Source organism: Bacillus cereus group sp. BcHK124 (assembly GCF_027712065.1).
In the GTDB taxonomy this organism is placed as follows: domain Bacteria; phylum Bacillota; class Bacilli; order Bacillales; family Bacillaceae_G; genus Bacillus_A; species Bacillus_A pacificus.
This window is the reverse complement of record NZ_JAQFPJ010000044.1, coordinates 1-12,916: the sequence shown is the minus strand read 5'-3', so window position 1 is coordinate 12,916 and position 12,916 is coordinate 1. Positions and strand designations below refer to the sequence as shown.

The window sequence follows — 12,916 nt, the reverse complement described above, 5'->3', positions numbered from 1 at the left end:
CCCGGTACAATACCGGACTCATTTGGATCAAGCTGCCTAATGAAATAACCGTGTCTAACTTTTAGGGGTCACTTCACTTACTTGTGCTCTTTTTCGTATACCGCAAACAACATATCTCGAAACAATGTATTTAAACTCTCAATATCGATCCCTGATCCCTTTTCAATTCCTTTTACGTATTGCTGATAGTAATGAATTTGTTCTTCTAAAAATTGATTCAACACCTCAATTTTCAATCCAACATCTAATTCAGTACCTGCCTTTTTCTTTATTAACAACCGTTCAATTTCATCTAATACGCTACGCTCTATTGATAATTCTGTAATTAATCGATCGAATTCTACAGGAGGCAAAGTTGTTTTCTCCTCTAGCCACTTACAAGCCAAAATAGGACGCAATACATAAAAGTACTTTTTCAATTTTACATTCTCACCTTGCAAAAATTCACGATAATTTTTTGAAGCCATATGTAAGTAATGGTATATCGTTGCTTTTGGATCAAAATTCTTTTCACTCATTTGCTGAAGCTGTTCTGGAAAATTAGAGTTTTTCGAATAAAAAATGGGTGATCGAATCCATTCGAGTAAAGCTGGGTTTGACTTTGCAAATAGTTGTAACGCTTTTTTTATATCCCATCCGCTTATATCTAAATCATCACTAATCGGATACTCAATTACATCTCGTTTATCATGAATGGATAAATACCATTCTACCGGGTGCATATAAACGAATCTAACATCATAATCACTATCTTTTGATGGAAATCCCCATGCACGACTCCCTGACTCCACAGCGAATAAAATTTTCACATCATTTTCTTTCTCAATTCGTTCTAACTCCAACTTAATTTTCTCTCTCATTTCATACCCTCTCCATTTTTTGATTATTTCCTTGGAAATTCGACAAATATATTACTAAGTTTACTACATACTAAAGTAGCTGTCAGAAAATTTCCGACAGCCTGTCAAAATTCGTTATTTTTTACTTGTTCTTTTCAGTTACACTAACCGCAATTCGTTCAAACTCTTTTTGAATCTCCTCTTTGTATGCATCTACTTTTGAAAAATCCATAGCAGCAATATAAATTCGTTCTAATTTATCACGAACTGATTTCGCTTTCGCTAAAAAAGACATCGCCTCATTCATTTTTGCTTTATATTGAATAGAGACGTCACGAATTTCCTCCGCATACTTCTCATCCGTCCCTGGTGTTACAATAAGGGCATACATATCTATAATTTCATCACCTTCACGGCTCGGAAAATATTCATGTGGTGCGGTGCTATCGAAAATCGCAAACCCTAATTCTCTTACGATAACCATATCAAGACTATTTGGATCAAACCCACAATGATATACTTCAACTTCAAATCCTTTTTCTTCTGCTACCTTAGCTAATTTTTTGAGCATTGTTGATTTCCCAGAACCTGGGCGTCCTTTTATAAAATAACGATGTGGTAATCCTTCTGTTAAATTAGGAACAAAATCAACTGCTCCTTTCGGTGTAGCTGCTCCTAAAAACCGATGTTTCACAAGCGATTGTTTCCCAACTCTATCTGTAAATAATTTCTGAATGAGCTGCTCGGTTAGTTCGTTCGCTTTATTAAAATCAATATTACTAATATATATTTTCTCCCACTCATCATGTATAACTAATGCCTCGTTAAAACGAGCGTAAGCAGCTTGAAAAGCTTTGCTTGCTTCTGAAACAAATCGTTCAATTTCCACTTTCTGCTTTCTTAACTTATCTGAATCCCAAGCAATCCCTAAATTAATATACTCCTCGACAACTCCTGGCATTTTGGGCTCAATAACATGCGGTGATGTTCCATCAACAATTCCTACTTTTAACTTCGGGATAATGACACCATCAACCGATTTATTATCAGAAGAACAGTGTAAAAATTCAATATCATATCCCTTTTCAACCCATTCACGACCTATTGCCTTAATTAAAGAAGATTTTCCCGTTCCAGGTCCACCCTTTAAAATAAATAATCTGTTTAGTCCTTTTAAATTCTCTTCATATAAATTATGAAATCCTCTAGCTGTATTTCCACCAGCATAATAATTCAATACATTCCCTGTCACTGCACTCACTCCTTCGCAGCATTCTATTTACATAAGCTACAATATGCGAGCAACTTTATTTGGGTGAATACCTATTTTGTGTTGCACAGAAAAAGGAAATGAATTACAATTTTATTATCACGAAAATTCAGAACTTTAAATTGAATATACCTTTATCAAGAGAGGCAGAGGGACCGGCCCTTTGAAGCCCAGCAACCTCAGTTTATACAAACTGAATAGGTGCTAATTCCTGCAAAATGCATTGCATTTTGAAAGATAAAACGTAACTATTGTGTGCAAAACTCATCTTTCTTGATTATGAAAGGTGAGTTTTTTATATTTTAAAATATATACTTGGAGGTATTTAAAGTGAAAGTAATTGACCTATCCCAAACATTTGAAAACAATATGTCTCAATTTCCTGGAACACCAAAAATCAATTTAGAAGCCATTACAAGTGTTGAAGAGACAGGATATCAAGTTACAGATTTTCATTCTGTCGTTCATGTTGGTACACATTGTGATGCTCCTGCTCATTTCATTTCAGGCGCAACGACTATTGATCAATTGCCCCTAGATCAATTTGTAGGTGAAGCTGTTCTTATTGATGTAACTCATGTACAAGAACGAAAACTACCTAAAGAAGTATTACACAATGCTGACATAAAAGAAGGTGATATTGTCATTTTCCATTCCAACCTATCTAATAAATGGAATACAGAAGCGTATGAACAAGAAGCCTTTTATCTTTCCGAAGAATTAGCTGAAGAATTAGTTCAATTAAAAGTAAAATCTGTCGGTTTAGATTTCATTTCTCCTGACGAGGTAACGACAGAAACATCACCGATTCATCACATACTACTTGGGAATAATATTTATTTAATCGAAAACTTAACAAACTTAGATGCCATTAATGCGAAACGTTTCTTTTTCTCAGCGGCACCTTTAAAAATTAAAAATAGCGACGGTGCTTTCACAAGAGCATTCGCTGTAATTTTTTAAACAAACTATACAAAAAAGCAAAGATCATCATTGACCTTTGCTTCTATTTCTTTTATTTAAACTAAGAAAGAATTGCTCAACACGAGGACGTAACCAAGCTAAATAATCTTTCTCTTTCTTCTTTGTACAAGCTATTTCTTCCCCATCGACCATTCCGACAAGCTCTAGCTCTAACAGTTGCCTCGTAAATGCTAACATATTTATTTCTTCTTCCGGATACTCTTCTTTTAATTTCTCCTCAATTTCCCCTAATAAAAAACCGTCACGCATCATTGCCAATGCATCAATCCAAAGTGGCGGCATTTCATATTTTTCTCCTGTAATTGTATCTTTTACAATATAATTCTTTTGCTCTTTTCGAAATTGAATTGTGTGCAAGCATACAGTCGAATTTAATGTTAATTCCATCATACCACCTCTTTCATAATATCTGCATAGAAAAAAGGATGCGCGTGCACCCCTTCTTTTTCTAACACTACCGAACCGTTACATGAATAACAAATCTCATGTCGATATTTTCCTCCATTATAAACGAAGTATTTTATAAAAAAAACCCTTCTTGAAACATTTTATAAAATGTTTATATTTACGCAACAAGAACACTTTTCTGAAAAATATTTTCTTCTAGCGCATTATGCTATCGGTAAAAAAATCTCCACCTTCATTCCTAGCTCTCCGCTACTTTGAATCGCAATACTTCCTTGCTACTCCTCATGATCAATACAAAAACTCTACATATTATCTCATTAAATTATAAGTATGAAATTACTTTCAGAGCAATCTGTAACCTTATAACGAGAAAAGGAAGGAGATTTCCCCTTCCTTTTCATCACAATTTATATCCACCTTACTCGATCATGTAGCAATCCATCCGTAAAGTCATTTCCACCAACTACAAAATCATTCATATATAAATTCAAATATTCTCCGTACTTACTTTCTGTATTTAATAATAATTCCTCTACATAATAGGCACCTTGTTTAAAGTTATCGAACAGTAAACTACACAAGCCAGCATAAATGCCACATCCTACTTGGAAGTATGTCGCATTCGTTTTATATTTATGAAAAACTTGACTGCTATTCATCACGTTATACATATAGGTCTCGCTATTTTCATAAACGAGTAATACACCGACTAGATCCTCGCCCGCAATCTCTTCTTCGGCTGGATTAAATACTTTACGATTCCAATTCCATAGATCTTCTACCTTATCTAAGTTCTGTCTAATTATATTTGTTGTATACTCGTTAATTCGGTAAAGAAACCCTACTTCCATGTTAAAGTTTTTCCCTAAAATTAAAACTTCCTCATGCGGCATCAAACAACCATAAAATTCTTTCTCTCCCAACTTTACTTTATACTCTGAAGCATATACATCTTCATAAAAGTAAAGAGGACGATGATGACTCATATACATCGGATAACTCCATATCGCTTCATCTAGAAATCGCTCTACTGCCCATGAAGCATACAGTGTATGAGGCTTTATAAGTGCTGTATCATTCAAAAATGACGTATCATGTTCTACTATATAGCATGCTCTTGGCTTTTCATTCGGGCGTTCCTTCATAAGTTCAACAACCATCCATTGAACGACACCTGGATTCATACCTGAGCCTATAATTGCTTTTGTATTTTTAAATTTATCTTTTTCCTTCTCAAATCTCGTATATCTTTCCGTAAGCTGAAAGCCGATTAAACTATCGTCCTGATCTACTGCCTCGTTTTCCAAAGCTGAATTAATATAACAAATTCCAAGTTCATTACAACAGCTTAATACTCTGATCGTATCTGCCCCTGAAACATCAATCACAACACTCGTACTACTTTCTTTTAAATGTTTTTTAAATGTCACTACATCTTGGAGATCTATTTCGGATAAAAACAATTGATCTTCCAAATTTGGAAACAACTCGTCATAATACGTCCTATCTTTTTGTTTTATATCAACCAAATAAAATGTAACATTCTTTATCACTTCATAAATCGGGTCTTTTTCATTTACTATCGCTTGATTTAAAATCGCTAAAACTGCTTTTGCTGCTCCACCAGCACTGCCAATTAATGTAATCGATAACGAATTTGGAAACTGCTCCACCAACAAAACCCCTTTAATATATTAGTTAAGCAGTTCTCCCTCAAAAAAATAAATTGAATACATCAAAAGATAGCTCGTACATATTTTTTATAATTTCGCACAAAATTTCCTCTTCAACAGTCATACTAACATATTTATATTCAATTCATTTTTCCCCTCATATTCAAATCGACCTAAACAAATAGGCTCGACCTTTTCTTCTACATATAAAAGAAAAAGCCAGCCTTTTCAATTAACTTACGGACAATGGACAGATTTTACATGTTGAATATTTACATACATTTTCGCATCACGCGCCTTTAATATTTCAATATGACCTTCATCAATTTTTTCCATCTTTCCGATTTTATTAGATTCCTCACCTAAATCGAACACCATGATTTTGCCAGCCATTTTAATAAGCTGTTCTTCAAAAGTTCGAGCTAACGTAATATTTAATGGATTCACGGGGAGTTCATTTTTATTGAGGGCATAAGGCACTTGATTTTCTTTATACGGAATTAACCATTTCAAATGCTTTAAAGATATATACACTGTTTTATAAACCGGGCTATAAAAAACGATATAATCGTTCATTACACTTGTAACATATCCATGTATTGGAGCATTTCCAGCTACATAAATTTCTGTGAAAATCCCTTTAGAGGTACTTAATACTTTCCTCAAAGAAATTGAAGGAGATTCTCTCTTAATGACAGAATCAACATCTGGTTTTGCTACTTCTTCATCATGTGGTCGTAAAATTTTATAATGTTGTACATGATATAAAGATATATATACGTAGTCTTGTCCATTGTAAAGAACAACGATATCATTTCCTACGTCTATTAATACACCTTTAAATCTTTTTTCACCGATTAATTTAATATATATATTTTCTCCAATATTTTTATTCAACTCATTCATCTATATCCTCCTTCCTATGAATTTCTTCTTTCCTGTCTTCGGTAAAAAAATAATCAGGGCAAAGTTCTGTCTTAATAGTAAGTAATTCCTTTTCATACTATCGAAATAAGAAATTGTTCTTCTCTTTCCCTCATAATGCCCCTCTTATTTATTAAACATTATTCATCTTCATTCTTTTTACATTTAACTATCTGACTCACACTCTTAATATGATAATTAATGATATAAATCACTTCATCACAGTTTACTAGTGTAATACATTCGTCATGCACTTCACTTAATAAACCTTCTACACACTCTGGGCCGCCACGATTAATCTTTACCCACTTATACTTCAAGTCACGTAATACATCGACAAAAGTATCATCATCAGAGCAGAAACATGAAACATAGCAATCGCCACATTTACTTTCTTTCACTTTCTTCACTAGACTCTTTACGTGTTTCAATTGGTAATATACTAATTCACCAAGAGGAAGTTGTAATGTAAGGTAATCTCTTCCTAACGATACAAGTACCCCCACTCGACTCTCTGGGCCACGAAGATTTACTTTTACAGTCTCACCGACTAAGCACTTAATTTGCTCACAGCATAATACACTCTCCAAATTCATATCCTCCTTTCTTATTATCTTCCTCTACGTGATTGTCTTTGTGCGCGCTCTCGACCTGAACAACAGCTTTCATTATTACTTTCTTCGCTCTCTTCGCACGCTACTGTGACACTCTTAATATGAGATACTGCAACTAATATAACTTCTTCTTTTACAATTAATGTCACGAATTCACAAGAAACATCTTGTAAAATACCTTCCACTTTCTCTGGGCCACCACGATTAATTTTCACCCAGCGATACTTGAAACTTTGAAGTAGCTTTTCAAAGTCACCTTCACACTCACATTCCAACCATCCACAATCATCTGCTTTACAATCTTTCACATTTTTTGTAATGCTTTTCAGATGACGAATCTGATAGTAATAGAGCTCTCCTTTTTCATTCTTTAATACAAAGTAATCCGAACATACTGCGACTATTGTTCCTTTTTGAGATTCTGGACCACCCCTGTTTACTCTCACAAAAGATCCAATTAAATCTTCCAAGAAATCACAATGAAATAAACTCACGAGAAAACCCCTTCCATTAATTTATAAGCTTTTGCACTGATAGTATATGTATCTGTACAGGTTACGTTCTCTATGTTTGTCCTAGCTAGAAAAAAATATGCTTTTAACATGGTAGACTACTACCTATTAAAATCCCGAAAAACCCTAAAGCCTCCTTAAATTTTTGATACTTTGAGACGAAAAAATCCCGTATGAAGATACATTTCTGCATACCTTCATACGGGATTTCCCATCGTTTAATCTTCGTCTTTAACATCCATATCTTCTGGAATTGGTTCGTTCAATATTTCTTCCACTAATTGCTTATATTTCTCCATTTGTTCTAAATGTGTATTGAATTGTTCTTTATTTAATAAATATTGCTCTCCATCAAATAGTGCACGAATTTTCTTTTGCTGAATTAACTCTTCAATATACGACTTTGGTAAATTCAAATACTCCGCAGCTTCTTCTACTGTTATATACAACTCGTTCATTCCTTTATTATTTTTTCCTATATACTGTATCTTACTTTATTTTTGTAAACAAATAAAAAAGATTTTGTAAATGCAACCTAAAAAGCAGGTAGATGCATTCCATATATTGTATAATAGTATATAGTAAGAATTTTTTAAATATAGAATGGTATTACCCATTTACACAAAGGAGAGTTAACATATGGCTACTCGTCACATCATTACAATGTTAGAAAGAACATTACAAATTGAAACAGAAAACACAATTTCTCATTTAACTGCATCTTTATCTGATCGTATTCTTTCTCAAAGCGCAGCAATACAGGAAAACAATTGTTACCATACAATTGGGGAATGGTACAAAAACCATTTCTTATTCCAACAAGATGATTTCCTTTGGGCTAAATACGTTTTCTATGACGCATATTGTGAGGAAATAAAAAAACAAGGTCATCTTACAAAACGTGTTCGCCAAATATTAGAATCATTAGCTCGAATGCATGGAAAACAGTACATTGCTTCTATATTAAATATGCCATTTCCTAACGAACGAGCTAAAGGAACAGCATAATGTAATACTGTTCTGCGTCAGCAAAACATAGATTCATTATTTTCTAGGAAGATTCACAAATAAAATGTTCATGTCACATGAACTGATGAAACCGGTGTCATTATAATGATTGAAAATATAGTAAACAGGAAAACCCCCATTTACCTCTCTCGTCATTCGAATAGAGAAGTAAATGGGGGTATACTTGTTCCTTTACTATTTCATCATCTGCTTAATCAATTCACGATTTCTCTTCTTAAATACTTCATTATGCGAAGAAACCATTCCATACTCACTTGCATCTGGCTGAATAAATTGTTTCGCTTTATTCACAGCATTTCCAGCATCTTGGAATGCTCCCGCAATTAAGTGTAATTTTCCTTCATGCTTTAAAATATCCCCAGCAGCATATAATCCATCTACTGAAGACTCACTATTTGCATTCCCTGCAATATAATAATTATCTATAATCGCAACGTCTAACTCACTATTTTCTAATAATGTAATGTCACGTTCATATCCATGATTAATAATAACTTCGTCGATAGCTAACTGAGAAACCTCTCCTGTTTCGTGATTTGTTAGTTCTACATATTCAATCGCTTCATGGTTATCGCCAGCGATTAATGTTGTAATTGATGTATTAAAGAAACATTCTGCTGAACTGTTCATAAGTTGTTTTACTTGCGCCTCATGACCCGATAATTCTTCTTTTCTATATGTTAAATAAACTTTTTTCGCAATTGGTTCTAACTCATTTGCCCAATCAATTGCAGAGTTACCTCCGCCTGAAATAATGACCGTTTTATCTTTGAAACGTTTTAACGATTTAACTGTATAGTTTAAATTTGATACTTCAAATCGCTCCGCACCTTCTATGGATAACTTTTGTGGATTTAATATACCACTTCCAGTTGCAACGATCACTGTTTTTGAAAAATGTTCTTCTCCAGTGTTTGTTTTTAACGTAAAAATACCATCTTTATTACGAATAATGGATTCTATCTTTGTATTCAATACAACTTCCGGCTGAAATGTTAACCCTTGTTGTACAAGTTGCTCAATTAACTTTTCACCAGTAATCGGTAATAATCCGCCAATATCCCAAATCATTTTCTCCGGATAAACATGTATTTTTCCACCTAACTGTGGTTGAAATTCTATTATTTTTGTTTTCATCTCTCTGAGTCCACTATAAAAAGCTGAATAAAGCCCTGCAGGTCCCCCGCCTATCACGGTTACATCAAACAATTCTTCTCTATTCATTAACCTTCACTCCTCAGCTACTAATCATTGATTATCATTCTCAATAAAATATAACCTGTTTCCGCAAAATTTACAATTAAAATTACTATTGACAATACAACTAGATAAAATTATATTATTTAAAGAATCAATAGTGATAATCATTATCAACTTGTTAATAATTAGCAAATTTGAGATTACATCTTCTTTCATTACTATGGTTAATACTATATTGTAAAATCTCATATTCAAGATTTTTAATAAGCATTTTGCATTAACACTACTCTTTCAAAAAGATTGCAGTTAAACAACTTATTGTATACACATATCATCTATTTAAAGGAGACAGACGATGAAAAAGTTATTTATTTCACTAACAGTTCTTTTCGTTTTTGTTATGAGTGCTTGCAGCAATGGCTCTACGGACAAAAAGAACGATGCAAAAGGTAGCAAATCAAAAACAATTACATACCAATCTGAAGATGGTAAAAAAGTAGAAGTTCCTGCAAATCCAAAACGTGTTGTTGTTTTATCATCATTCGCTGGTAACGTAATGTCATTAGGAGTAAATCTTGTTGGGGTAGATTCATGGTCTAAACAAAACCCACGTTTTGATAGCAAACTTAAAAATGTTGCTGAAGTATCAGATGAAAATGTTGAAAAAATCGCTGAACTAAATCCAGATTTAATCATTGGCTTATCAAATATTAAAAATGTTGATAAGTTAAAGAAAATCGCTCCTACTGTAACATACACTTACGGAAAAGTTGATTACTTAACACAGCATTTAGAAATTGGTAAGTTATTAAACAAAGAAAAAGAAGCAAAAACTTGGGTTGATGACTTCAAGAAACGTGCACAAGAAGCTGGTAAAGAAATTAAAGCAAAAATCGGTGAAGATGCAACAGTTTCTGTTGTAGAAAACTTCAACAAACAGCTTTATGTATACGGCGAGAACTGGGGCCGTGGAACAGAAATTCTGTACCAAGAAATGAAATTAAAAATGCCTGAAAAAGTAAAAGAAAAAGCATTAAAAGAAGGATATTACGCATTATCTACTGAGGTATTACCTGAGTTTGCTGGTGATTACTTAATCATAAGTAAAAACAAAGATACTGATAACTCATTCCAAGAGACAGAATCATATAAAAACATCCCAGCAGTAAAAAATAATCGCGTATACGAAGCAAACATGATGGAATTCTATTTCAATGATCCACTTACATTAGATTTCCAACTAGACTTCTTTAAGAAAAGCTTTCTTGGTAAATAATACAAACATGAGGAATTCTTAATTTAAGAATTCCTCTTCCTTTATTCTATAAACAGAAAAGATGTGAAACAAATGACAAAAGATCATGACAATCCACGTTCTATAGCTTTTACATACAAACTAATTTTAAGCATAATCGCATTCTTTCTTATTTTTATGGTGGCAATGGTATTAGGGGCGGCAGATACCTCTATAAAAGACGTATGGTTAGCACTCACTTCCTCCGCTAAAGGGGACAAAATATCTATTATTCGCGAAATACGTTTACCACGTGAAGTTGCTGCTATTTTTGTAGGGGCTGGACTTGCTGTTTCTGGAGCAATTATGCAAGGATTAACACGAAATCCACTTGCAGACCCTGGATTATTAGGATTATCTGGTGGAGCAAATGCTGCACTTGCGTTAACGCTAGCCTTCAACCCTTCCATCAGCTATCTTTACTTAACATTTGCTTGCTTTATAGGTGCTGCAATTGGCGCAATTATGGTATTTGGCATTGGCATGATGAAAAAAGGTGGACTCTCCCCTCTTCGAATTGTATTAGCTGGTGCTGCCGTTTCAGCATTTTTGCTTGCAATTTCAGAAGGTGTCGGCATTTATTTTAAAATTTCACAAGAGGTATCACTTTGGACTGCTGGGGGCGTAATTGGAACAACTTGGGGACAATTAAAAATTATTATTCCAGTCATTTCAATTAGTATCTTTATCGCTATCTTACTAGCAAAAAAATTGACAGTTCTTAGTTTCAGTGAAGAAGTAGCTATTGGACTAGGTCAAAAAATTATTGTTATTAAAACCATTCTATTTATCATTATTATCTTACTTGCAGGTGCGTCTGTAGCACTTATCGGAAATATGGCATTTATCGGTTTAATGGTACCTCACATGGTACGCCCAATTGTCGGTCCAGATTACCGATTTGTTATACCGATGTCAGCAATTGCTGGTGCTTCTTTTATGCTACTTGCAGATACAATCGGACGTACCATTAACGCTCCGTACGAAACACCAGTTGCTGCTATTGTCGCAATTGTAGGATTACCATTCTTCCTATTCATTGTACGTAAAGGAGGAAAAATGTTCTCATGATCCCATCTATTTTAAGAAAACAACGTCTTATTATACTCGCTTTACTTATACTAACCATTACAACCATTGTAATTGGAATGGGGCTCGGTTCAGCGTCTTTATCTTATGATCGACTACTCCCAACATTAATGGGACAAGGAACTTTTAAAGAGGAGTTCGTTTTATACTCATTAAGACTCCCTAGAATTGTCATTACATTATTAGCTGGTATGGCTCTCGCTTTATCAGGAGCTATTCTGCAAGGACTTACCCGAAATGATTTAGCTGAACCTGGTATTCTCGGAATCAACTCTGGGGCCGGTGTTGCTGTTGCTATTTTCTTCTTATACTTTCCAATAGATGTAGGTTCATTTCTTTACTTACTACCTGTCGTTGGATTTATTGGAGCATTTCTAACAGCTGTTCTAATCTACGTATTTTCATATAGTAAATCAACTGGACTTCAGCCGGTGCGATTAACATTAACCGGTATCGGTTTTGCATTTGCACTATCTGGAATGATGATTGTCCTTATTTCATCCGCAGATCGTATGAAAGTGGACTTTATCGCCAAATGGATTGCCGGTAACATTTGGGGAGATGACTGGATCTTTGTTTTAGCAATGCTTCCATGGTTAATCGTATTCATTCCGTTTGTTTTCTATAAGGCAAACCGATTAAACATTCTAGCATTAAACGAACCGGTCGCAATTGGCGTTGGAATTGAAATTGAAAAAGAACGCAGATACTTATTAGTGGCGGCCGTTGCGCTTGCAGCTGCAGCTGTTTCCGTAACAGGAGGAATTAGCTTTATTGGACTAATGGCTCCTCACATCGCAAAATCTTTAGTAGGTCCAAGGCATCAAATCTTCATGCCTATCGCCCTTTTAATTGGCGGATGGCTATTACTATTAGCAGACACAATCGGACGAAATATCGTTGAGCCTAACGGTATTCCGGCAGGTATTGTTGTCGCTTTAATTGGTGCTCCTTACTTTATGTATTTGTTGCTTAAGAAAGCATAGAAAGACCCTCAAGATTCTGAACTGTACCCTATAAAATGGACAGTTTAATAAAAAAGCCCTGAAAAATCAAGCACTTAAAAGATGGTTCCGATAT

General features: G+C 34.3%; 14 protein-coding genes and 1 riboswitch. Of the genes, 5 read left to right on the top strand and 9 right to left on the bottom strand.

Features of this window, described 5'->3' with window-relative positions:
• Positions 1–77 precede the first annotated feature (77 nt).
• Positions 78–860 carry a nucleotidyltransferase domain-containing protein gene (locus tag PDK19_RS27015; RefSeq protein ID WP_049113706.1) on the bottom strand — a complete coding sequence of 261 codons (783 nt, stop codon included), beginning with the start codon at positions 858–860 and terminating at the stop codon, positions 78–80.
• Positions 861–981: 121 nt separating this feature from the next.
• Positions 982–2,091, bottom strand: coding sequence for a PRK06851 family protein (locus PDK19_RS27010; RefSeq protein WP_014893348.1), 1,110 nt, complete (start codon positions 2,089–2,091; stop codon positions 982–984).
• Positions 2,092–2,240: 149 nt separating this feature from the next.
• A riboswitch (SAM riboswitch) is annotated at positions 2,241–2,353 on the top strand.
• A gap of 86 nt (positions 2,354–2,439) precedes the next feature.
• Here PDK19_RS27010 and PDK19_RS27005 point away from each other — a divergent pair.
• Complete coding sequence (locus PDK19_RS27005) at positions 2,440–3,072, top strand: cyclase family protein (RefSeq protein ID WP_000862961.1); 633 nt, start codon at positions 2,440–2,442, stop codon at positions 3,070–3,072.
• Positions 3,073–3,099: 27 nt separating this feature from the next.
• On the opposite strand, the gene PDK19_RS27000 is transcribed toward PDK19_RS27005, so the two are convergent.
• The 6 genes from PDK19_RS27000 to PDK19_RS26975 form a co-directional block, all read right to left on the bottom strand.
• Positions 3,100–3,480: a hypothetical protein gene (locus PDK19_RS27000; protein WP_000424113.1), complete on the bottom strand. Its 381-nt coding sequence runs from the start codon at positions 3,478–3,480 to the stop codon at positions 3,100–3,102.
• A gap of 428 nt (positions 3,481–3,908) precedes the next feature.
• Positions 3,909–5,174 (bottom strand): hypothetical protein, encoded by a 1,266-nt coding sequence (locus tag PDK19_RS26995; protein WP_014893349.1) that lies wholly within the window; start codon positions 5,172–5,174, stop codon positions 3,909–3,911.
• 237 nt (positions 5,175–5,411) lie between these two features.
• Complete coding sequence (locus tag PDK19_RS26990; RefSeq protein WP_014893350.1) at positions 5,412–6,080, bottom strand: hypothetical protein; 669 nt, start codon at positions 6,078–6,080, stop codon at positions 5,412–5,414.
• A gap of 158 nt (positions 6,081–6,238) precedes the next feature.
• Entirely contained in the window at positions 6,239–6,688 is a 450-nt protein-coding gene (locus PDK19_RS26985) for a hypothetical protein (protein ID WP_000446705.1), read from the bottom strand.
• Positions 6,689–6,708: 20 nt separating this feature from the next.
• On the bottom strand, positions 6,709–7,206 hold the full coding sequence (locus PDK19_RS26980) for a hypothetical protein (RefSeq protein WP_000051516.1): 498 nt from the start codon (positions 7,204–7,206) through the stop codon (positions 6,709–6,711).
• Between the two features lie 236 nt (positions 7,207–7,442).
• The gene (locus PDK19_RS26975; protein WP_001004507.1) at positions 7,443–7,682 is read right to left on the bottom strand and encodes a helix-turn-helix domain-containing protein; all 240 of its coding nucleotides are present in this window, start codon (positions 7,680–7,682) and stop codon (positions 7,443–7,445) included.
• Between the two features lie 181 nt (positions 7,683–7,863).
• On the opposite strand from PDK19_RS26975, the gene PDK19_RS26970 reads away from it, so the two are divergent.
• Complete coding sequence (locus PDK19_RS26970; RefSeq protein WP_000235489.1) at positions 7,864–8,232, top strand: hypothetical protein; 369 nt, start codon at positions 7,864–7,866, stop codon at positions 8,230–8,232.
• Between the two features lie 195 nt (positions 8,233–8,427).
• Here PDK19_RS26970 and PDK19_RS26965 read toward each other — a convergent pair whose 3' ends face one another.
• A complete protein-coding gene (locus tag PDK19_RS26965; RefSeq protein ID WP_001078269.1) occupies positions 8,428–9,477 on the bottom strand; it encodes an NAD(P)/FAD-dependent oxidoreductase in 1,050 nt (349 codons plus the stop codon).
• A 331-nt stretch (positions 9,478–9,808) separates the two neighbouring features.
• On the opposite strand from PDK19_RS26965, the gene PDK19_RS26960 reads away from it, so the two are divergent.
• The 3 genes from PDK19_RS26960 to PDK19_RS26950 are packed head-to-tail and all read left to right on the top strand — an operon-like array spanning position 9,809 to position 12,822.
• Complete coding sequence (locus PDK19_RS26960) at positions 9,809–10,729, top strand: iron-hydroxamate ABC transporter substrate-binding protein (protein ID WP_000732558.1); 921 nt, start codon at positions 9,809–9,811, stop codon at positions 10,727–10,729.
• Positions 10,730–10,777: 48 nt separating this feature from the next.
• A complete protein-coding gene (locus PDK19_RS26955; RefSeq protein ID WP_049112339.1) occupies positions 10,778–11,818 on the top strand; it encodes a FecCD family ABC transporter permease in 1,041 nt (346 codons plus the stop codon).
• On the top strand, positions 11,815–12,822 hold the full coding sequence (locus PDK19_RS26950) for a FecCD family ABC transporter permease (protein ID WP_000613093.1): 1,008 nt from the start codon (positions 11,815–11,817) through the stop codon (positions 12,820–12,822). The genes PDK19_RS26955 and PDK19_RS26950 overlap by 4 nt, the downstream gene beginning before the upstream one ends.
• The last annotated feature ends 94 nt before the right edge of the window (positions 12,823–12,916 follow it).

Coding starts and splice junctions, on each gene's coding strand:
- PDK19_RS26970 (WP_000235489.1), top strand. CDS start 7,864: ATGGCTACTCGTCACATCATTACAATGTTAGAAAGAACATTACAAATT.
- PDK19_RS26975 (WP_001004507.1), bottom strand. CDS start 7,682: ATGAACGAGTTGTATATAACAGTAGAAGAAGCTGCGGAGTATTTGAAT.
- PDK19_RS26950 (WP_000613093.1), top strand. CDS start 11,815: ATGATCCCATCTATTTTAAGAAAACAACGTCTTATTATACTCGCTTTA.
- PDK19_RS26965 (WP_001078269.1), bottom strand. CDS start 9,477: ATGAATAGAGAAGAATTGTTTGATGTAACCGTGATAGGCGGGGGACCT.
- PDK19_RS26960 (WP_000732558.1), top strand. CDS start 9,809: ATGAAAAAGTTATTTATTTCACTAACAGTTCTTTTCGTTTTTGTTATG.
- PDK19_RS27015 (WP_049113706.1), bottom strand. CDS start 860: ATGAGAGAGAAAATTAAGTTGGAGTTAGAACGAATTGAGAAAGAAAAT.
- PDK19_RS26990 (WP_014893350.1), bottom strand. CDS start 6,080: ATGAATGAGTTGAATAAAAATATTGGAGAAAATATATATATTAAATTA.
- PDK19_RS27000 (WP_000424113.1), bottom strand. CDS start 3,480: ATGGAATTAACATTAAATTCGACTGTATGCTTGCACACAATTCAATTT.